14 protein-coding genes are annotated in these 21891 nt (G+C 68.4%); 11 read left to right on the top strand and 3 right to left on the bottom strand.

What is annotated here, in order from left to right; all coding sequences use genetic code 11:
• The first annotated feature begins 91 nt into the window (after window positions 1–91).
• From SPI01S_RS14495 to SPI01S_RS14470, 6 genes are all read left to right on the top strand, one after another.
• Window positions 92–1039, top strand: coding sequence for a sterol desaturase family protein (locus tag SPI01S_RS14495; RefSeq protein WP_066723862.1), 948 nt, complete (start codon window positions 92–94; stop codon window positions 1037–1039).
• The gene (locus SPI01S_RS14490) at window positions 1036–1506 is read left to right on the top strand and encodes a hypothetical protein (RefSeq protein WP_066723859.1); all 471 of its coding nucleotides are present in this window, start codon (window positions 1036–1038) and stop codon (window positions 1504–1506) included. Before SPI01S_RS14495 ends, SPI01S_RS14490 begins: the two co-directional genes overlap by 4 nt.
• A 255-nt stretch (window positions 1507–1761) precedes the next feature.
• Window positions 1762–3225, top strand: a complete 1464-nt coding sequence (locus SPI01S_RS14485) for a TolC family protein (protein ID WP_066723951.1) — start codon at window positions 1762–1764, stop codon at window positions 3223–3225.
• The gene (locus SPI01S_RS14480; protein ID WP_066723855.1) at window positions 3222–4226 is read left to right on the top strand and encodes an HlyD family secretion protein; all 1005 of its coding nucleotides are present in this window, start codon (window positions 3222–3224) and stop codon (window positions 4224–4226) included. The genes SPI01S_RS14485 and SPI01S_RS14480 overlap by 4 nt, the downstream gene beginning before the upstream one ends.
• Window positions 4223–5350 (top strand): ABC transporter permease, encoded by a 1128-nt coding sequence (locus tag SPI01S_RS14475; RefSeq protein ID WP_066723852.1) that lies wholly within the window; start codon window positions 4223–4225, stop codon window positions 5348–5350. Before SPI01S_RS14480 ends, SPI01S_RS14475 begins: the two co-directional genes overlap by 4 nt.
• The gene (locus SPI01S_RS14470; RefSeq protein WP_066723849.1) at window positions 5347–6486 is read left to right on the top strand and encodes an ABC transporter permease; all 1140 of its coding nucleotides are present in this window, start codon (window positions 5347–5349) and stop codon (window positions 6484–6486) included. The genes SPI01S_RS14475 and SPI01S_RS14470 overlap by 4 nt, the downstream gene beginning before the upstream one ends.
• Here SPI01S_RS14470 and SPI01S_RS14465 read toward each other — a convergent pair.
• Together SPI01S_RS14465 and SPI01S_RS14460 are read right to left on the bottom strand one after the other, a co-directional pair.
• Window positions 6438–7883, bottom strand: a complete 1446-nt coding sequence (locus SPI01S_RS14465) for an alginate export family protein (protein ID WP_066723846.1) — start codon at window positions 7881–7883, stop codon at window positions 6438–6440. The genes SPI01S_RS14470 and SPI01S_RS14465 overlap by 49 nt on opposite strands.
• A gap of 11 nt (window positions 7884–7894) precedes the next feature.
• Window positions 7895–9247, bottom strand: coding sequence for a dicarboxylate/amino acid:cation symporter (locus SPI01S_RS14460; RefSeq protein ID WP_066723844.1), 1353 nt, complete (start codon window positions 9245–9247; stop codon window positions 7895–7897).
• 281 nt (window positions 9248–9528) lie between these two features.
• On the opposite strand from SPI01S_RS14460, the gene SPI01S_RS14455 reads away from it, so the two are divergent.
• The 3 genes from SPI01S_RS14455 to SPI01S_RS14445 all read left to right on the top strand — a co-directional run bounded on the left by SPI01S_RS14455 (window position 9529) and on the right by SPI01S_RS14445 (window position 15592).
• On the top strand, window positions 9529–11154 hold the full coding sequence (locus SPI01S_RS14455; protein WP_174539111.1) for a sensor histidine kinase: 1626 nt from the start codon (window positions 9529–9531) through the stop codon (window positions 11152–11154).
• Complete coding sequence (locus SPI01S_RS14450) at window positions 11151–12419, top strand: sigma-54-dependent transcriptional regulator (RefSeq protein ID WP_066723842.1); 1269 nt, start codon at window positions 11151–11153, stop codon at window positions 12417–12419. The genes SPI01S_RS14455 and SPI01S_RS14450 overlap by 4 nt, the downstream gene beginning before the upstream one ends.
• A 269-nt stretch (window positions 12420–12688) precedes the next feature.
• Window positions 12689–15592 (top strand): TonB-dependent receptor, encoded by a 2904-nt coding sequence (locus SPI01S_RS14445; protein ID WP_084253481.1) that lies wholly within the window; start codon window positions 12689–12691, stop codon window positions 15590–15592.
• A 117-nt stretch (window positions 15593–15709) separates the two neighbouring features.
• On the opposite strand, the gene SPI01S_RS21915 is transcribed toward SPI01S_RS14445, so the two are convergent.
• Entirely contained in the window at window positions 15710–18901 is a 3192-nt protein-coding gene (locus tag SPI01S_RS21915; protein WP_169804520.1) for a PAS domain S-box protein, read from the bottom strand.
• A gap of 235 nt (window positions 18902–19136) precedes the next feature.
• Here SPI01S_RS21915 and SPI01S_RS14435 point away from each other — a divergent pair, with 235 nt between their 5' ends.
• Entirely contained in the window at window positions 19137–19742 is a 606-nt protein-coding gene (locus SPI01S_RS14435) for a PAS domain-containing protein (RefSeq protein ID WP_084253487.1), read from the top strand.
• 118 nt (window positions 19743–19860) lie between these two features.
• Window positions 19861–21777 (top strand): hybrid sensor histidine kinase/response regulator, encoded by a 1917-nt coding sequence (locus SPI01S_RS14430; protein ID WP_066723840.1) that lies wholly within the window; start codon window positions 19861–19863, stop codon window positions 21775–21777.
• The last annotated feature ends 114 nt before the right edge of the window (window positions 21778–21891 follow it).

The following is a 21891-nucleotide window of genomic DNA, read 5'->3' as shown; positions in this document are numbered from 1 at the left end:
TCGCCCGCTACGTCAAACGACTTACGGCACGTGCCGCCGCTTTCGGTCATCCTCAAATCATCGGAATCACGGGCGAGGACCGGGCGCGATTATGGATGCAGCTGTTGCGAACGCGAACGAAATGGCAGGCGTGCAGGGCGGGCCGGTCAAGCGCTTCATCTTCACCCATTTCCAGCCGGCGGTGCTGGTGGCGATGATCCTGTTCTGGACCTTCGCCCCGGATTCGATCGCCAAGGCCTCGGTCGCGGTGGGCATCGGCATCGTCTTCAAGATCGCGCTGCTCGGCATGGAGCGGATCAGCGAGCGGCACGCCCATTGGCGGCTGACCTGGAAGGAGCTCGCCAGCGACCTCTTCTATGTCGGCATGAGCTACACGCTGATCAAATATGCCGGCAAGCATTTCGGCGACGATGCGATCATCGATGCGATCAAGGCCTATTTCCACCTCAAGACCGCCTGGGCGGCCCAGATTCCGATCCTGTTCCAGGCGCTGGCGATCCTGCTGATCTTCGATTTCGGCCAGTATTGGATGCATCGGGGCATGCACAACTGGACGCCGCTGTGGCTCACCCATGCGCCGCACCACCACATCACCCAGCTCAACGCGCTGAAGGGGTCGGTCGGCAATCCGATCGAGCTGTTCCTGATCGGCCTGGGCATTGGCGGCTTTTTCGATTTCCTGCCGCGCGCAGCCCTGCTCGCCGGCGGCATCGGCATGGCGATCGGCGCCTATACCCACGCCAATATCCGCTTCAACACGCCGCGCTGGTGGTCCTATCTGTTCAACACGGTCGAACATCACAGCCTGCACCACTCGCCCGATTACGACAGCAGCCGCACCAACTACGCCAACACCTTCATCTTCATCGATCGGATCTTCGGCACCTGCCGCGACTCCGAAGCCAAGTATGTCGGGCTCGACGATTGTCGCCGGCTGGGGATCAAGGAGCAGATGGTCTATCCGTTTCGGCCGGTGGTCGGCTGGTTGAAGCGGTTGCGCGCGCCGCGCCTGCCGGAAGCGGCGGTGGCTGCGGAATGAGCCGGCTGCGCGCGATCGACTGGATCTGGCACGTTCGCGGCGCGGTGCCGCTGACCGGCACGCACGGGGACCCGTTCGCCCAGCTGGCGCCCGTGTTCGAGGAACGCGGGACGACGCTGGAATACGGCACCGACACGCTGACCTTCCACAAGGAAAATCCGGACTCGCAGGACAAGCTTGCGTCGTTCGAGCATGGAACCTTGCGGATCGTCCCTGCCGAAGACGGCGCCGCGCTGCGCTACGATCTAACCAGCCATCCGCTGCTGTGGTGCTTCATCGCGCCGGCGCCGTTCGCAGCGCTGGCCTATGCGGCGGAGAGCATGCGCATTCCCGGCTACAGCTTCGCCGGCATCTTCGCGGTCCTCTACGTCGCGGGGCGCGTCATCGAGCAGCGACAGGCCCATCGGCTGTTCCGCAATCGCCTCGCACCCGCCGACACGAACCCTGCGGAGCCGGTTCCGGCCTGATGCACCCGGCGGACGGCGGCCGCCACCGGGAGATCCGTCCAGCCCGGTGCAAGATCGCGCATCTGTCCGCCGCAAGTCCCGCGCAAGAAAATGCATTGCGCCCGCCTGTCGCTGCAAATATGCGCAAGCACCATGAGGGATACCGGCCAGCACGCAGGCCGATGTCCTTTCGGACGCAGGGGGAACGACAAGGTGCGAACCGTGGATCGGGATCGGCTGCGCAAGGGTGCGCAACGCTGCCGTGGCGGGACGGCGATGCTGGTTCTTGCCTGGTTGATGGTTCCCGACCGGGCCGCCGCGCAGGATGCACCAGCGACCTCGCTCAGCTTCCAGGCCGCGCTGGCCCGGCTCGACAAGGCCTCGCCCGGGCTCAGCGGCGAGGATCATGCCGTCCGCGCGAGCGAGGATCTCGCCGCCGCCACGCGGACGCTCCGTCGCCCGGTGGTTACCGCCTCGGCGAGCGTCATCGAATATCAGAAGACGCTGTCGGTCGACCTGTCCGAGCCCAAGGCCGACGCGCTGAGCGCGACCAACGGCTTTCTCGACCAGCTCGGCGGCCAGTTCTCCGGCGAGAGCGCGCAGGTCGTCGCGCAGGTGACGCAGCGGATCGGCGCCGCGCTGCCCCGGCTGTTCGGCGCGATCCCCAACACGCTCGAATTCCAAACCCGCGACACCGTGTTCCGCCCGGCGATCACCGCCGCGATGCCGCTCTACACCGGCGGCGCGATCCCGGCGGTGCAGAAGGGCGCCGATGCCGCGGTCGGCATCGCCCGCGCCAAGCAGGCGGGCGGGCAGGACCTGTCGCGCGTCAACCTGGTGCGCGCCTATTTCGGCCAGAAGGTCGCGAGCCAGCTGACCGTCTCCACCCGTGAGCAGCTCGAAGCCTTCGACCGCCACCTGTCCGACGCGCGCAAGCTGGAGGCGGAAGGCGTGCTCGCCCATGCCCGCGTGCTCGAGGTCGAAGTCGCCCGCAACACCGCGCAGCGCGCCCATGAACATGCCCGCAGCGAGGCGGCGATCGCCACCGATACGCTGGCGCGGCTGCTCGACCAGCCGGCGGGCATCACTGCCTCGACCCCGCTGTTCGTCCATTCGGAGCCGCTGCCGCCGCTCCAGCGCTTCCTCGACGGGGTCGAGCAATCGCCCCGCGCGCAGGGCGCCGACGCCGCCCGTACCGCCGCGCAGGCCGGGGTCGATCTCGCCAAGTCGCGCTATCGCCCGCAGGCCTTCGCCTTCGGCAGCTACAACGCCAACCGCAACAACGCGCTGCCGACCGAGCCGGACTGGATCGCCGGCGTGTCGCTGCGCATGACCCTGCTCTCCAACTTCGATCGGCAGAAGACGCTCTCCGCCGCGCGCGAGAACCAGGCCGCCGCCGCCGATGCCGCCGCCCAGGCGCGCCGCGACGTGGCGGGCGAGATCGTCCGCGCCTGGCACATCGCCGAGGCGGCGCGCCGGTCCTTCCTGCTGCTCGATGCCAACCTCGCCGCCGCACAGGAAAATCTCCGCGTCCAGCAGCTCTCGTTCCGCGAAGGCGAAGTCGCATCGTCGGCGCTGATCGATGCCGAAGCGGCGCTCGCCACGGTGCGCACCCAGCGGCTCGCCGCCGCCTATGAATATGACCTGGGGCTGATGGCGCTGCTCGCCGCCAGCCACCGCGTCGACGACTATAGCGACTTCATGGCGCGCGCCGACCGGCACGTGGAGGACCAGCAATGACCGACGAACCCGCGCCCGCGCCGCACCGCAAGCCGCCCCTCCTCGCGATCGCGCTCGGCATCGCGGTGCTGGTGCTGATCGTCGGCGGGCTGTGGCTCGCCAACCGGCCCGCGCCCGAGCAGCTGCAGGGCATGGTCGATGCCGACGAGGTCAACGTCGCCACCAAGGCGCTGGCCCGCGTCGAGAAGCTGGTCGTCGAGGAGGGCCAGCGGGTCCGTGCCGGCGCGCTGCTCGCGACGCTGTCGAGCCCCGAGATCGCCGGCGGCAAGGCGCAGGCGCAGGGCGCGGTGGACGCCGCCCGCGCCATCGCCTCGGAAACCAACGAGGGCGCGCGGCAGGAAGACATCGCCTCGCTGCGCTCCACCTGGCAGGCGGCGCAGGCCGCGGCCGATCTCGCCGCCGTTACCAGCCGCCGCACCGCGAACCTGTACGCGCAGGGCGTGGTCGCGGCGCAGCGGCGCGACGAGGCGGCAGCCGCGCGCGACGCCACCGCCAAACAGGCCGAAGCCACCCGCCAGCAATATCTGAAGGCGATGGCCGGCGCCCGCCCGCAGAACAAGCAGGCCGCCGCTGCGCAGGTCCGCATCGCCGAGGCCGCGCTGCAGACCGCCACCGCGCTCGGTCGCGAAACGCAGCTCGTCTCGCCGATCGACGGCGAAGTGTCGCGCAAGCTGGTGCAGCCGGGCGAAGTCGTCAGCCCGGTGATCCCCGCCTATCAGGTGCTCGACATCGACCATCCCTGGATCGCGCTGACCGTGCGCGAGGATCGCTTCCGGGGCATCGCGATGGGCAAGCGCCTGCGCGGCCACATCCCCGCGCTGGGCCGCGACGGCGACTTCACCGTCTACCAGATCGCCCCGCGCGGCGACTTCGCGACGTGGCGCGCGACGCGCCAGGCCTCGGGCTACGACGTCCGCGCATTCGAGGTGAAGCTGCGCCCGGCCGCCGCGATCCCCGGCCTGCGCCCCGGCATGAGCGTGCTGTTCGACTGGCCGCAATGAGCGCCTTCGGCCACGCCTTGCGGGCGGAGCTGCGCCATCTGGCGCGCGACCGCTGGGACCTGGCCGGGCTGACGCTGATCCCCGCGCTGCTGCTGTTCCTGATCGGCGCGATGTTCTGGCAGGGATCGCTGCGGCGGCTGCCGATCATCGTCGTGGACGACGATCGCAGCGCGGCGAGCCGCAGCATCCTCCGCGCGATCGACGCCGCGCCGCTCGTGCGCATCGCCGGCCTCCGCGCCACCGAGGCGGAGGCGGTGGACGAGATCCGGCGCGGCAATGCTGCCGGGTTCGTGCATCTGCCCAAGGATCTCGGCACGGGGCTTGCCCGCCACCGCACGCCGGTGATCCGGATTCTGTACAATGCCAGCTTCCTTTCCTCCGGTTCGCAGGCGGCGAGCGGGGCGGCGGGCGCGGTGCAGGCCGCCGCGGCGACGCTGGTGGTCGATCAGCTCTCCGGCCACGCGCTGCCGCCCGATCCCACCCGGCGCTTCGCCGTCGAGGCCGTGCCGCTCAACAACGCCGCGTCCAGCTTCGAATGGTTCCTCAGCACGCTGATCTACCCGGCGGTGCTGCATCTGGTGGCGGCGGTGACCTGCGCGATGGCGCTGGGGCGCGAACTGAAAGATCGCTCGCTCGGCGGCTGGGCGGCGCGCAGCGGCGCGATCGTACCCGCGCTGTTCGGCAAGCTGCTGCCCTATGTCGCGGCGGCGAGCCTGTGGGGCGTCGCCTGGCTGCTGTTCGTGACGCTGGCACGCGGCTGGCGGGTGGAGGGCAGCATCGCGGCGATCGTCGCGGGGCAGACGCTGTTCTACCTCGGCACCGCGGCGATCTCCGCGCTGCTGGTCGCCGCCGCGCGCGAGACGGCGACGGCGCTGTCGGTCTGCGCGGTCTATGCCGGCTCGGCGCTGGCCTATGCCGGGGCGACCCTGCCGCTCAACGGCGGCAGCGGCTTTGCGCGCTTCTGGAGCGAGGTGCTGCCGCTCACCCATTATCTCGCGCTCCAGACCGGCCAGCTGGGTGGACAGGACATCCGCACCATCGTGCCGCCGATGCTGGCGCTGCTCGCCTATGTGCTGGTGCCGGGCGGCATCGCCTGGGCGCTGATCCGGCGACAGGCGCGATGAGCTTCGCCGCCGCCTTCCGCGCCACCTGGGCGACGGTGCTCACCTCGCGCACGCTGCTCAGCACGATGCTGCTCGCGGTGGTGCTCTACGCCTTCTATTACCCGGCCCCATACAGCCAGGAAGTCGCGCAGCAGCTGCCGGTGGTGCTGGTCGACGAGGATGCCAGCGCGCTCAGCCGCCAGCTGGTTCGCGACCTCGAGGCGACGCGCGCGGTGGTGGTGGTCGATCATGCGCCGAGCGTCGCCGAGGGGCAGGCGCGGCTGCGTGCCGGCAAGGCCGACGGCGTGGTGCTGATCGCGCGGGGGCTGCAGCGCCAGCTACGCACCGGCGCACCCGGCGCGGGCATCGCGATCTGGGTCAATGCCTCGTACCTGCTCCGCGCGAGCACGATCGGCGAAGCGGTGACCGACGTGCTGCGCCATCTTGCCGTCGAGAAGCTCGATGTGCTGGGACAGGCGGTGCGTGCGGGCCCGCCCGTCACCATCGTGCGCGAGCCGATGTTCAACCCGACGGCAGGCTACAAGGGCTATGTCTTCCCCGCCGTCGCCATCGTGATCATCCAGCAGACCCTGCTGTTCGGCGCCGCGACCTTCGTCGGCGGGCGCCGCAGCGAGGGCCGCTGGCGGATGGGGCACGCGGAATATGCCGGCACCTTGGCTGCCTTCACTTCGGTCGGCTTGCTGACCTGCCTGTTCCTGTTCGGCTTCATCTTCTGGGTGCAGGGCATCCCGCGCGACGAGAATGTCGCGGGCATGCTGCTCGCCGCGCCGTTGCTCGCGGGCTCGGTCGCCGGGCTGGGGCTGTGGCTCGGCAGCTTCTTCGACCGGTCGGAGCGGGCGATGGTGATCCTCGCGCCCACCTCGGCGCCGTTCTTCTTCCTGTCGGGCACCGCGTGGCCGCTCGACCAGATGCCGGGCTTCGTCCGCGCGCTTTCGCACGCGATCCCCTCGACCAGCGGCGTCCATGTGTTCGTGCCGCTCAACCAGATGCACGCCAGCCTCGTCGACGTGGCGCCCGGGGTGCTCACGCTGCTCGGCCTCGCGCTCCTCTATGGCGGGCTCGGCTGGTGGCGGATCGCCGGGCCGCGTCAGAAGCGGAAGCTGATCCACCCCGCGACGAAGTCCGAGCTCGCATAACCTGCCTTGGTGAGCGACGGCCCGGCGGCGAGATGCTCGTAGCGCCCGGTAAGCGACAGCCGCGGGGTGAGCGCCCACACCGCCTGCACCCGGGCGACATCGGCGATGCGGGAATCGCGCACGTTCTGGGTACCGGCAAAGGGCTGGCCATTGGCGCGGTACACGGCATCGTACACGTTCGCGCGCCACGCCCGCTGGTATTCGAGGTTCAGCCGCAGCTTCGATGTCGGCGACAGGTTCAGCGTCGGCGCCAGCGCGACCAGGTTGCTCGGCGTGAGGAACAGGCCGTAGCTGTAATAGATGTTGTTGCCGAACGGCGCATAGGCGTTGCGCAGCGTGGCCCCGCCATAGCCGCCCCCGCCGCTGGCATAGTCGGCATGGAAGCCGATCCGGGGCGCGCGCTTGCCGCTGCCCAGCCGGATGTTCTGCGCGAAAAAGCCCTGCCAGGCATCGATCTGCTGGTCGCGCCAATATCCCCATTGGTGATTTATCGACCAGTCGAGCGTCACCGGCCCCGCCTCGCCCCAGAGATGCGTGCCGAGATAAAAGCGCGTGCCCGGCCCGATCCGCCCGCCCCAGGTGCCCACCTTGTTGCGGCGGCGCCAGAAGAACGGATCGAAATAGAGCTTGGCGCCGCCCACCCAGGCCTTGGGCACCACGAACCCCAGGCTCACGCCCGAGAAGCGCCGCGCGGGATCGATCACATCGTCGTCGGCGCCGAGATCGCCATATTGGGTCGGCTTCAGGTCGAACACATCGACCCGCACCGTCTTTCCCCGCGCCCAGCCGCGAAAGCCGTTGAGCGTGTAGCGGATCGTGTTGTTGTCGCGCTGCGACACCAGCAGGTTCGGTCCGTCGGTGAATTCCTGCCGGCCATAGCGGGCGCCGACATCGATCCCGCCAACCTCGCCCTTCGCTTCCACGAACAGCTGCTGCACTGCGACTGCGTTGCGCAGGGTCGCAGCGGGCGCGCCGAGCTCGACGCCGGTGATGCCGCCATGCGCAACCTCGCCATAGACGCGCAGATGCTCGCCGATGTGCACGTCCGCGCCGCCGACCAGCCGGACGATGTCCTGCCGCTGCGCGCGGCTGTCGCGCAGATTGGGGTTGGTGGTGTGGTTCATCCGCAGGCGCGCCTCGCCGGAGAGCGTGACATAGACGTCGCCGTCGGGCGTCAGCTTCAGGCACTTCAGCGCATCGATCGGATCGTCTCGTTTGGCGGGATCGCACAGCTTGCGCCAGTCCTCCGCCCAGCGCGAGAGGTTGTAGCCGCCGGTGGTGGCGCCGTCGCCGGCGGCAGCGGCCGGGTAGCCGGCGGTTTCGACGACCTGCGCGGCGGCAGGCAAGCTCAGGGCGAGCGCCGGGGTGGCGCCCAGGACGCGGTACAAGGGTCGCATGGGGGTTCCCTTTACTCGGCCGGAACGGCGTCGGCGGCCAGCTGGTCGATGCGCGGCGCACGGCCGTGCAGCGCCGCATCGAGCGCGTCATGGTCGAGCCGCCCTTCCCAGCGCGAGACGACCACGGTCGCCACCGCATTGCCGATGAAGTTGGTGAGGCTGCGGCACTCGGACATGAACCGGTCGACACCCAGGATCAGCGCCATGCCCGCCACCGGCACGCTGGGGACGATCGACAGCGTCGCCGCCAGCGTGATGAACCCTGCGCCGGTAACCCCCGCCGCGCCCTTGGACGACAGCATCGCCACGCCGAGCAACAGCAATTGCTGCTCGATCGACAGGTTCACATTGGTCGCCTGCGCGATGAACAAGGCCGCCAGCGTCATGTAGATGTTGGTGCCGTCGAGGTTGAACGAATAGCCGGTCGGCACGACGAGGCCGACGATCGTCTTCGGGCAGCCGGCGCGCTCCATCTTCTCGATCAGCGAGGGCAGCGCGCTTTCGGACGAGGAGGTGCCGAGCACCAGCAGCAGTTCGGCCTTGAGGTACGCGATCAGCCGGAAGATCGAGAAGCCCGCCATCCACGAGACGAAGCCGAGCACGACGATCACGAACAGCGCCGAGGTGAAGTAGAAGGTGCCGACCAGCATCGCGAGGTTGGCGAGCGTGCCGACGCCGTATTTGCCGACGGTGAACGCCATCGCGCCGAACGCGCCGACGGGTGCCGCCTTCATCAGGATCGCGACGACCTTGAACATCGCCAGCGAAATGTCTTCCAGCGCGTTCGTGATCCGCTCGCCGCGATCGCCGACCAGCGCCAGGCCGATGCCGAACAGGATCGCGACGAACAAAGTCTGCAGGATGTTGCCGCCGGTGATCGCGGACAGGAAGGTATCCGGGATGATGCCGAGCAGGAAGCCGGTCAGCGTGCTCTCATGCGCCTTGGCGGCATAGTCGGCGACCTTGCCGGCATCGAGCGTCGCGGGATCGATGTTGAGCCCCGCCCCCGGCCGCACGACATTGGCGACGACCATGCCGACGACCAGCGCCAGCGTGGAGAAGAACAGGAAATAGCCGAACGCCTTGGCCGCGACCCGGCCCACGGCCTTCAGATCGCGCATCCCGGCGATGCCGGTGACGATGGTGAGGAAGATCACCGGCGCGATGATCATCTTGACCAGCTTGATGAAGCCGTCGCCGATCGGCTTGAGCGCCTCGCCGGTCGCGGGCGCATAATGGCCGATCAGCACGCCCGCCACGATGGCGACGAGCACCTGCGCATAGAGGTGCCGGTACCAGGGCAGCGCCTTGGCGGGGGCCGGCGCATGCGCGGCATCGTGGGACTCGGCGGGAATACGAACCATTACTTCCTCTCCTTCGGCCTCCGTTGTGCCGGTAGGACTCGATGGGGACATTCTCGATTGCGGAATCTTGCGGAGGAAGCGAAAATCGACTTCATACAATTCCGTTTTATATCATAGCCTTGATGAATTTTCGGCTTCCCCGCTGCGCAAGAATCGACACACTCCCGCCCAGCAAAGTGCAGAAACTTGCACATCGCGTCGCGCTGGCGGATAGCGGGCAGGTGACGCGACGCGACTCGTTTTCGGGCTGGCGCTATTGGGCGCTCGCCGCGCTGCTCGGCATGGCGGCGGCGGTGGCTGCCGGCTGGATAGCCGGTGCCCGCACGCGCGACGCGCTCGTCGCCGGCGCGCGCACCAATGCGCAGCTGCGCGCCGCTTTGCTCGACAGCGAGATTGCCCGCTTCCGCCTGCTGCCGCTCGCGCTCGGCGACGACCGCGACGTGGTGGCGACGCTTGCCGGAGCGCCCGTCCGGCCGCTCAACGAGAAGCTCGAATCGCTCGCCCGCACCACCGGCGCCGCCGCGATCTATGTGATCGGCGCCGACGGCCGCACGCGCGCCGCGAGCAACTGGCGGACGCCGCAGAGCTTCGTCGGCTCCGACTATCGCTTCCGCCGCTATTTCCGCGAGGCGCGCACGCGCGGCGAAGCCAGCCAGTTCGCGCTCGGCACGGTCAGCCGCCATTCGGGCCTCTATCTCGCCCGCCGCACGCCTGCAGAGGGTGTGATCGTCGTCAAGCTCGAGTTCGACGCGATCGAGGCGGCGTGGCGGCGCGCAGGCGGCGACACCATCGTCGAGGATCCTGCCGGGCTGGTGCTGGTCGCCAGCGATCCCGGCCTGCGCTTCGCCGTCGCGCGGCCGATCGTGCCGGCGGTGCTCGCGGCGCTGCGGCGCGAGGCGGCGCTGCCCGAATCCTCTGCGCCGGTGTTGCTGCCGCCCGCGCGCGGCGACCTGATCGAGGCACGCGTGCCGACCAGCCAGCCGGGCTGGACGCTGTCGCTGCGCCGCGCGGTCGGCCCCGCCGTCGCGGCCGCGCAGCGCACGGCCGGGCTCGGCGCGCTGATGGCGGTGTTCGCCCTCGCCGCCTTGCTCTGGGGCCTGCGCCAGCGCGCGACGCAGCGCCAGCGCCGCACCTCCGAGCTGGAGGCCGCGGTTGCCGATCGCACCGCCGAACTCCGCCGCGAGATCGAGGAGCGCGCCGCCATCGAAGCCCGCGCCGCCGATCTGCGCGAGGGGCTGCGCCAGGCCAACCGGCTCGCCACGCTCGGCCAGGTCACCGCCAGCGTCGCGCACGAGACCGCCCAGCCCGTCGCCGCGATCCGCACCTATGCCGAGACCAGCGTGCAGCTCCTCGACCACGGCGCGATCGACATGGTGCGCGACAATCTGGAGACGATCCGCCGCCTGAGCGACCGGATCGGATCGGTGACCGCGCAGTTGCGCGGCTTCTCGCGCCGCCAGCCGGGCGAAGTCCGCCCGCTGCCGCTCGCCGAGGTGCTCGACGGCGCGCTGCTGATCCTGAAGGAGCAGTTGCGCAGCGTGCGACTGGAGCGCCCGACGATCGGCGCGCATCTGCTGGTGATGGGCGGGCGGGTGCGGCTGGAGCAGGTGTTCGTCAACCTGCTCCAGAACGCGGCAGAGGCGCTTGCAGGCCGCCCCGATCCGACGATCACGCTCCGGGTCACGCTGAGCGACGGCCTGGTCTGGGTCCGCATCCAGGACAATGGCCCCGGCATCGCGCCGGACATCGCGGCGCGCCTGTTCACCCCCTTCGCCACCAGCCGCAGCAACGGCCTGGGCCTGGGCCTCGTGATCGCCAGCGACATCATGACCGAGCTCGGCGGCAGTCTGCGCTGGCTGCCCGACGAGAGCGGCGCGTGCTTCGAGCTGGAGCTGCGCCGGGCATGAACATGCCGGTCGCCCTGGTCGACGACGACGACGATTTCCGCGCTGCGCTCACCCAGCTGCTCACGCTGGCGGGGCATCGCGTGGAGCCGTTCGTCGATGCCCCCGGCGCGCTCGCGCGGATCGATCGCGACTTTCCCGGCGTGGTCGTCACCGACGTTCGGATGCCGGGCATGTCGGGCGTCGACTTCTTCCACCGGCTCCGCGCCGTCGACCCCGAGCTGCCGGTGATCCTGATGACGGGACATGGGGACGTCGCCATGGCGGTTGATGCCATCAAGGCCGGTGCGTGGGACTTCCTCACCAAGCCCTTTCCCGGCGATGCCCTGGCGGCTGCGCTGCAACGCGCCGGCACCGCCCGTGCACTGGCGCTGGAGAACCGACGCCTGCGGGCAGCGACGGCCGATGCCGATGCCGCACTACTCGGCGAGGCACCCGCCATTCGCCGGCTGCGCGACATGATCCCGGTGCTGGCCGACGCAACGCTCGACCTCGTCCTCGAAGGCGCGACGGGGACCGGCAAGGAACATTATGCCCGGCTGGTCCATCGCGCCGGCCGACGCGGACGCCATCGCTTCCAGGTGGTGGACTGCGCGACGCTGCCGCCGACGATCGTCGAACGCGAACTGTTCGGACGGGACGGGACGATCGCCCGCGCGGACCGCGGCACGCTTTTCCTCGACCATCTCGATCTGGCCCCGGCGGAACTCCACCACCGCCTCGCCCAGTTCGCCGAGACGCGCACCGTCGGCGCCGGCCAGCGCGACGCCTGCCCCGTCGACCTGCGCATCATCGCCGCCATCGGCGAGGGCGGCGCAGCCGCACTGTCGCCAGGCCTCTACCATCGGCTGGCCGGCGTGCCGCTGCGACTGCCCCCGCTGGCGGAACGGCGCGAGGACGTGCCGCTGCTGTTCGCGCATCTCGCGCTCCAGGCAGCCGAACGCCACCGCCGCCCGGCGCCGCCGCTTTCCGAAGCGGCGCATGCAGCCGCCCTGCGCGACTGGCCGGGCAATGTCCGCGAGCTGGAGCGCGCCGCCGAACGCTTCGTCCTCGGACTGGAGCCGCCCGCTGCCGAACCGGCCACGCCCGAGACTCGCCCCCTGACCGAGCGGCTCGAGGCCTTTGAACGGGCAGCGATCCTGGACGCGATCGCCGCAGCGGACGGCGAGATCCACGCCGCCATCGCCTCGCTCGGGTTGCCGCGCAAGACCTTCTACTACCGAGTGAAGCGCCTCGGAATCGATCTGCGGCGCGCGCGCGGACGGTGATGCAGCCGCACCGCGCCCCAGGCAGGCCCCGGGTGCGCGCCTAACCGCAAACTTGTCGATGCCCGGTTGACACCGGTTACCCCTACGCGCAAGAATAGCAGGCCTAAGCAGCGGGCGCAGATCCGCATTGTTCGGGGAGGATCCAACGGGCGCGCGATTCGTCGCGCGCGCAGGCCCTCTTCACCAAGGACTCGATGCCGGACGGCACGCCGAAGGCGCGCCGCGCGGTTTCAGAATGGACCGGCCCTGCGGGGCGAAGGGAGAGAGAGATGGCTGAGGGTTTCGCGGTGCGCGATCATGCACGCAATCGGCATTTGCGGGGAATTTCCGTGGGCGCGCTCATCTTTGCGCTGGCCACGCCAGTCGCGGCTCTGGCGCAGACGGCACCCGAGACCCGCCAGACCGACCCCGCGGCCGCAACCGATGCCCAGACCGACGCGACCAATTCCGAAATCATCGTCACCGGCTTTCGTCGCTCGCTCGACGCCGCCCTGAACGTGAAGCGCGAGTCGGTGGCGGCGGTCGATGCGATCGTCGCCGAGGACATCGCCAAGTTCCCCGACCAGAACCTGGCGGAGTCGCTCCAGCGCATCCCGGGCATCTCGATCCAGCGCGATGCCGGCGAAGGCCGCGCGATCACCGTGCGCGGTCTCGGTGCGCAGTTCACGCGTGTGCGGGTCAACGGCATGGAGACCGTCGCCACCTCCACCGACGGCGCCAGTGCCAACCGCGACCGCGCCTTCGACTTCAACGTCTTCGCCTCGGAGCTGTTCACCTCGATCGTCGTCCACAAGACGGCGGAGGCGTCGCTCGACGAAGGCTCGCTCGGTGCGGTCGTCGACCTGAACACCGGCAACCCGCTGGCGGCCAAGGAAGGTTTCACGGCCGTCGGATCGGCGCAGGCCAGCTATAACGATCTTTCCAAGAACCTGCGGCCGCGCTTCGCCGGGCTGCTTTCGTGGAAGAATGCAGCGGGCACCTTCGGCGCCTCGGTCTCGGCCGCGTACAGCAAGACCGACAATCTCGAGCTCGGCAACAACACCGTCCGCTGGGCGCAGGCGCGCTTCGACTCGGTCAACGGCACGCCGTGCTTCTACAACAGCGCCACCGGCACGACGCCGGTGCGGAACAGCGGCGGCACCTACCGCTCCAGCGCAGCATGCGATCAGGCCGCGCTCGCCTTCCACCCGCGCATCCCCCGCTATGGCGAGGTCCTCCACGATCGCGAACGGCTGGGCGTGACCGGCAGTGTCCAGTTCGCACCGACCGACGCTACCAAGATCTCGATCGACGGCCTCTACTCGCGCTTCAAGGAAACCCGCGAGGAGAAATGGGGCGAAGTGCTGCTGCGCTCCAATGAGCGCTCGATCGACCTGCTGAACCCGACCTATGACGGCAAGGGCAACATGATCTCGGCCACGCTCAACGACGCGTGGGTCCGCACCGAGCATTATCTGCGCCAGTCGCAGACCGAATTCTACCAGATCGGCGGCAGCTGGGATCAGGACCTGACGGACACGCTGCGCTTCACCCTGCTGGGCGGCATCTCGAAGTCGACCGCGGACATTCCGGTCGAGACGACCTTCGTGTTCGACAACCGCACCTCGCAGAATTACAGCTACGACTACACCAACATGTGGCAGCCGAAGCTGACGTTCGGCACCAGCGTGACCGATCCCGCCAACTTCCAGCTCGCCGAAATCCGCGACCGTCCGTCGAACGTGGTCAACAAGTTCCGCACCGCGCAGCTGCGCACCGAATGGGACGTGACCGACGGCTTCCAGCTCAAGGCGGGCGGGCTGTATCGCCGCTTCTCCTTCAATTCGGTGGCCTATACCCGCGACGCCGTGGTCTGCCCGACCAAGACGACCGCCGCGCCGGACGCCATCCTCGGCTCGGTGACCTGCTCGGCATCCGGCCAGGTGTTCGTGCCGGGCGCGGTGTACGGCTTCCCGGCCGCGGGGCTGGGCGAGACGTTCAACCTCGGCAAGGCAGGCCAGCCGGCAGGCACGACCAGCACCTTCCTCATCCCCAATATCGATGCCTCGGCGAAATATACCGGCCTCTACAACCGCGCGCTGGCACCGGACGTGGGCAATATCCGCAGCGTCATCGAGACGGTGAAGGGCGGCTATGTCGAGTTCGACGTGAAGGGCGATCTGCTCGGCCTGCGCTATGCCGCCAATGCCGGCATGCGCTATGTGCAGACCGGGCAGACCTCAACCGGACTGAACAACGGCGTGCCGGTGACGGTGCATCGCAGCTATGACGACTGGCTGCCCGCGCTGAACGTCGCGCTGTTCCCGACCGAGAAGGTCATCCTGCGCGGCGCGATCTCCAAGGTGATGACGCGCCCGACGCTGGGCAACCTCACCCCCGGCGGATCGGTCGACGGCTTCAACTACCGCATCAGCTTCGGCAATCCGCAGCTGGAGCCGTTCCGCGCGACATCCTATGATCTCGCGGCCGAATGGTATTTCGCGCCCCAGTCGATCTTCTCGGTCGCGCTGTTCAAGAAGAGCGTCCAGAGCTTCCCGGTGTCGGTGACCACCTCGGGCACCTATGCATCCACCGGGCTGCCGACCTCGATCATTCCGCCCAGTTCCCCCGCCGCGTCGAACCCGGAGGGACAGATCTGGCAGATCAGCACGATCACCAACGGCACGGGCGCGTCGCTCAAGGGCATGGAAGTCTCCTTCCAGACCGCGTTCCGCTTCCTGCCGGGCTTCCTCAAGAACTTCGGCATGATCGCCAACGCGACCTTCATCGACTCGGATGCCGCCTACACGCAGAGCGGCCCGGCGGTCACGCCGGGCGGGGCCCTCGTGCCGGTAACGCGGACGGAGACGCTCTACGGCCTGTCCAAGCGCGCCTATAACGGCACGCTCTATTATGAAGACAGCCGGTTCAGCGCGCGCGGCTCCGTCAGCTATCGCGGGCCGTATATCGATGGCAGCTCGGGCACCGGCAACATCTTCGAGGGGTATAATTCCTCGCTCAATGTCGACGCCTCGATCCGCTACAAGATCACGCCCAACATCGAAGTGTCGGTCGAAGGCACCAACCTCACGGATGACTATCGCGATCGCTACACCGATCTCGATGCCAACCGGAACTATGAGTTCAATCATTTCGGCCGCACGTTCCTGATCGGCGCGCGCTTCAAGATGTGAGGAAGCAGGTCGGCGCGCGCATCCACGGATTGCGTGCGCCGCCCTCCCCGTGGAGGCGCGGCCGCGCATCTACGGGCATCCCGGCTTCCGGCCGCCTGCTCGGAGCCCTGACCTCCCCTATCCACCCGGCGTTTCGGCGCCGGCGGCAGGCAGCAGCGCGGCCAGGCTCGCCGCCAGATCGGCACTGCGAAAGGGCTTGGTCAGGATCGGCAGATCCGCGGCGATCCCCTCGACCTCGGCATAGCCGGACACGACCAGGACCGGCAGCGCCGGTAGTGTCGCTTGCGCCCTGTGCGCCAGGTCTGCGCCGCTCATGCCGGGCATCAGGTGATCGGTGATGAGAATGTCGGGAGTGGTGCCCGCTTGCAGGACGCGCAACGCTTCCTCGGCGGAGTCCACCTCGACAACCTCGAATCCGAAGTCGCTGAGCATGTCGGCGGTGCTCATCCGCACGAGTTCCTCGTCATCCACCAGCAGCGCGATCCCTCTCGCACGCGCGCTTTCGGCGCGTTCGGAGACATGCTCCTGGTCCCGGATCGGGGCCGCGCTGATCGGCAGCCAGAGCGTCACTTCGGTACCTTCGCCGGGGGCGCTGACGATCGTCAGACAACCGCCGAGCTGGGCAGCCAGCCCGTGGACCATCGAAAGCCCCAGTCCCGTGCCCTTCCCGATGCCCTTGGTGGAAAAGAACGGCTCCACTGCGCGCTTCAGCGTCTCGTCATCCATGCCCGCGCCGGTGTCGCGCACACTCAGACGAACATAATGGCCTGGTGTCAGCCCGGCAGAATGCCGCCCGCGCACGCTCTCTCGCCGGGCGGAGATCGTCAGCTGCCCACCGCCCGGCATCGCGTCCCGTGCGTTCACCGCCAGGTTCAGCAGCGCCATTTCCAGCTGGTTGGCATCCGCCAGCGCCGGCGGCAGCTCGGATGCCAGGTCGACCCGCACATCGATGTTCGGGCCGACGGTCGACTCGATCAGGCCGGCCATCTCCCCGATCAGCGTGACGAGATCCACCGCGGCCGATTGCAGCGGCTGGCGCCGGGCAAAGGCGAGCAGCCGCTGCACCAGCGTCTTGGCGCGCTCTGCGGATTGCAGCGCGCCGTCGATCAGCCGCCGCTCCCGCTCGTTGCCCAGCCCCTTGCGGACGAGCAGGTCGAGCGAGCCGATGATCGGCGTCAGCAGGTTGTTGAAGTCGTGCGCGACACCGCCGGTGAGGCTGCCCATCGCCTCCATCTTCTGGCTTTGCCGCAGCGCCTCCTGCGCGGCCGCCAGCTCGGCTTCGCGTGCCTTGGCGAGGCTCAGGTCGCGGCCCACGGCAACGAAGTTGACGCCGTTCGGTTCGGGCGCAACGGTCCACTCGATCGGCTTCCAGCCCCCTTCTGCCGTCGCAATGCGGTTCTCGAAGCGGGTCGGCCGATGCGTCTCGCTCATCTGCTGGATGGCGGCGAGCGTCGGCGGCATGTCCTCGGGGTGCATGAAGGAGGCATAGCCGCGGGTGAGCAGATCCTGTTCGCTCCACCCGAGCACGCGCTGCCATGCCGGGCTGACCGCGGACATCATCCCGCTGTAATCGGCACGCGCGAACATGTCCTGGGACAGGTTCCAGAGCCGGTCCCGCTCTGCCGAGCGGGCCTCCACCTGCGCCTCCAGGGTCTCGTTCAGCTGCACGAGTGCCGCCTCGGCAGTCTTGCGGTCATGGATGTCGACCGACGCGCCGAACCACCGCACAACCGCGCCCGTGTCCGGGTCCCGATGGGGCTCGCCCCGCACGAGGAACCAGCGATATTCGCCCGATGCGGCGCGGATGCGGTGTTCGACCAGAAAGGTGGAGCCCGTCTGCCGCGCCGCATCGAAGGCAGCCATGGTGGGGCCCGCATCGTCCGGGTGCACATGCTCGACCGCGACGGCGGAAGCAGTGGTGGGGTGATAGGCGGAGCCGGTGTAATCCGACCAGTGCTTGTTGAAGAACTCGGTTTGCCCCTCGGCGTCGGTGATCCAGACGATCTGGGGCACCGCGTCCGCCATCAGCCGGAATTGCGCCTCGCTGCTGCGCAGGGCGTTCTCCGTCTCCTTCCGATCATGGATGTCGATCGAACTGCCGACCCAGGTCGTGATCCCTCCCGTCTCGTCCAGGATCGGCTCTGCGCGCGCGACGTGCCAGCGATAGGCGCCGTCGCTGCGACGGTAGCGCACCTCGGCCTCATAGGGCGTTCGGTTCGCCCGCGCCTCGGCCCAGCGCGCCGCCGTTGCCTCGCTGTCGTCCGGATGGAGCGTGGCTACCCAGCCATTGGGCAATGCCTGCTCGGGCGTCTGGCCGGTATATTCGTACCAGCGCCGGTTGAAGTAGGTGACCTCGCCATTGGCCTCGGCGAACCACACCAAGGTCGGCAGCGCATCGGTGCGGTTCCGCAGCCGGGCCTCGCTCTCGCGCTGCCGCTCCTCTCCGGCCCTCCGCTCGTCGATGTCGATGACGGAACCGACATAGCCGAGAAAGGCGCCGTCCTCGTCGAAGCGGGGTGCCGCGGCGTCCAGGGCCCATCGGTAGCTGCCGTCCGCACAGCGCAGGCGATATTCGGTTCGGAACGGCGCCCGTGCCGCGTTGGCCGCGCGGAAGGCGCTTTCCGCCTCGGCTCGGTCTTCCGGATGCGTGGCTTCCAGCCAGCCATAGCCTTCCGCTTCCGCCGCGGTCTGGCCCGTGCACTCGTACCAGGCGCGATTCAGATAGGTGCAATAGCCGCTCGAATCCGTCACCCACATCATTACGGGCGCGTGATCGGCCATGTTGCGGAAGCGCGCCTCGCTTTCCCGCACGGCGTGCTCGGCCCGGATGCGCCCGGTGGTTTCCGTGCACGCGCAGAACATGCCCGCAACTTCTCCGCTGTCGCCATGCACCGGCGAATAGGAGAAGGTGAACCAGGTCTGCTCGTCGAAGCCCTGGCGGTGCATCAGCAGCGGGAGGTCCTGGCGATAGGTGGCCTCCCCCGCCATCGCGGCATCGATCAGGGGAGAGATATCGTCCCAGATCTCCGACCAGACGTCGTGGAACCTGCGCCCCAGCGCGCCCGGATGCTTGTGCGCGAGAATCTCGGCATAGGCATCGTTGTAAAGGAAGCCGAGGTCCGGCCCCCATGCCACGAACATCGGGAATTTGGACGAGAGCATCAGGCCGACGACGAGGCGCAGCGACTGCGGCCACCCCTCGGGCGACCCCAAGGGAGACGTCGACCAATCATGGCGCCGCATCAGCCCTGAGACTTCGCTTTCATGATCGAGGAAGCGGGGGTGCGTGAGCGCAGGTGAAAGACTCATAAAATCCTTATGCATCAATGCTCTATCCGGCGCCATTGCTTTGGACGAACGGATGGCCGCGTACGTCTCGTCATCAACGTCCGGCCATCCGGCCATATCAGATTTCGCGCCCCCCGATCCTGCCTGATTTGCCTTGAAGCACCCGGCCGGACTAGGTTCACGCATGCGCAGGCAAGGTGCGGCACCGTCCCCTTCCAGCCGACGCACCGCATTGTGAGGACACAAGAGGGAAGCTTTGGCGACGTTCAGCGAAGAGGAACAAGCACTTATCCGGTCCATCCGGCTATCGCCAATCGCCTCGATCGTCACCGATCCGCGCCTCGACGACAATCCCATCATCGCCACCAATGGCCCCTTCCAGCAGCTGACCGGCTATTCGGAGCAGGAGCTGATCGGCCGCAACTGCCGGATCCTCGCCGGGCCCGACACCGATCCCGGGCATTCCGCCGCGCTTGGCCATGCGATTGCCACCGGCACGCCCCAGGTCGTCGAACTGCTCAACTATCGCAAGGACGGCAGCACGTTCCTGAACGCCGTCATGATCGCGCCGGTCTTCAACGACGCTGGGGAACTGACCCATTTCGTCGGCAGCCAGATGGAAGTCGGCGGCAAGGCAGAGGCATCCGTCCGCGCATTCGCGGCGGAACGCGTCGCGTGCCTCACGCCGCAGCAAAAGGCGGTGCTGCGGCTGATGGCCCAGGGCCTGCGCAACCGGCAGATCGGCGACGCGCTGAACCTCACCGAGAAGACGATCAAGATGCATCGCGGCGCGCTTGTCCGGCGGCTCGGGGTCGCCACCGCCGGGGAGGCGATGCGGCTGGCGATCGAAGCGGGCTTCTAGCCGCAGGCGGCGGCTTGGATGCCGCCGGCATACGATTCCAGTTGCACGGCCATCCCCATACGGTATGGACTTTGGTCTATGGTGATGAGCTCGGGGGGGCTTAGCACAGGATCAGGTTTTGCACACACCCGACCCCAGTTCTCCTCCGCCCGCCGAAACCTTTCAGCTGCTCGTCGATGCCGTTACCGACTATGCGCTGTACATGCTGGACCCCGAAGGGCGCATCGTCACCTGGAACAGCGGCGCAGCGCGCTTCAAGGGCTATGCCGCGCACGAGATCATCGGCGCGCATTTCTCCCGCTTCTTCTCGGCCGAAGACCAGGCGGCGGGGCTCCCGGAACGCGCCCTGGCCACCGCCGCGCGGGAAGGCCGCTTCGAAGCGGAGGGCTGGCGGATCCGCAAGGACGGCACCCGCTTCTGGGCGCATGCCATTCTCGACGCGATCCGGGACGCGCAGGGCGCGCTGCTCGGCTTCGCCAAGATCACCCGCGACATCACCGAGAAGCGGCGGCTCGAGCAAGCCACCTACGAGAGCGCGCTGCAGCTTCGCATGCTCGTCCAGGGCGTGCGGGATTATGCGATCTACATGCTCGATACGCAGGGCAGGATCACCAGCTGGAATTCGGGCGCCCAGGCGATCAAGGGCTATGCGCAGGCAGAGGTGATGGGACGGCATTTCTCCCTTTTCTACACCGACGAGGATCGTGCGCGCGGCGCGCCGGACATCGCGCTCAAAACCGCACTGGAACAGGGAAAGTTCGAGGCCGAGGCGCAGCGCGTGCGCAAGGACGGCTCGCCGTTCTGGGCGCATGTGCTGATCGACCCGATCTACGATGAAGCCGGCGTCCATATCGGCTTCGCCAAGATCACCCGCGACGTGTCGGAGAAGAAGCTGGCGGAGCAGGCGCTTCGCCGCACCCAGGAGGCGCTGCTGCAATCGCAGAAGCTGCAGGCGCTGGGCGAGCTGGCGGGCGGCATCGCGCACGACTTCAACAACCTGATGACGGTCATGCGCGGGTCGGCGGACTTCCTGCTGAAGCAGCCGGACCTGCCGATCGAGAAGCGGACGCGCTACCTGAGCGTCATGCTGGAAACGGCGGAGCGCGCGACCAGCCTGACCTCGCAGCTGCTCGCCTTCGCCCGCCGGCAGCCGCTCGAACCCGAAGTCCTCGACCTCAGCGTGCGGCTGGACGCCCTGGGCGAGATGCTCCAGCGCACGCTCGGCAGCCAGTATCAACTGACGCTGGATCTCGCGCCGGCGCTGTGGCCGGTCGAGATCGATCCGACCGGGCTGGAGGCGGCCCTCCTCAACGCCGTGCTCAATGCGCGCGACGCCATGCCTTCGGGCGGCAACATCACCATCTCGACCGCCAATGTGCGGCGTCCGGAAGGAGACGGTGTCCTCCTGGCAATTCGGGATACGGGAGAGGGCATTGCGCCCGAAACGCTGAAGCGGGTCTTCGAACCCTTCTTCACGACCAAGCCGACCGGCAAGGGAACGGGCCTGGGGCTCTCCCAGCTTCACGGATATGCCGTTCAGTCCGGCGGCTCGGCACGGATCGAATCCCGGGTGGGGGAAGGCACGTGCGTGGAACTCTGGATCCCCCGGACCTCGAAGCCGCGCCTGGCCGAAGCGCCGACCGAAGCCGAGGTGACGGTTCCCGACGGGCTCCGCGTGCTCCTGGTCGAGGATAGCGAACATGTCCGCTACTTCGCGCACCAGCTGCTGAAGGATCTGGGCTGCCGGGTCTATGAGGCGCCCGGCGGGAACGAAGCGCTCGCGCTGCTCCGGGAGCACGAGGTCGATCTGGTCTTTTCCGACATCGTCATGCCGGGCATGAGCGGGCTGGAGCTCGCGACCGAGGTGAAGCGGATCGATTCCGCCATCCCCGTGCTGCTTGCCAGCGGGTATAGCAGCAAGCAGTTCATCCCCCGGGACGAACGCGAATTTCCCATCCTCAGAAAGCCCTACAAGGTCGAGACGCTGGCCGCGAGCATCAGCCAGCTGGTGGAAGCCGGCCCCGCAGACGCCTGACGGAGGGGTTTGCCGGCCAGCCCGAGCCTGCGATCGGCGGCGATATCTCGCCGCCTTGTCGCTTCCCTTCCCTCTTCGCTCGGACCGAACGTGGACATTGACGGGTTGGAGCGC

This window comes from Sphingomonas pituitosa NBRC 102491, from assembly GCF_001598435.1.
Lineage (GTDB): Bacteria > Pseudomonadota > Alphaproteobacteria > Sphingomonadales > Sphingomonadaceae > Sphingomonas > Sphingomonas pituitosa.
The sequence above is the reverse complement of the archived record's forward strand: the minus strand, read 5'-3'. Positions and strand labels throughout refer to the sequence as shown.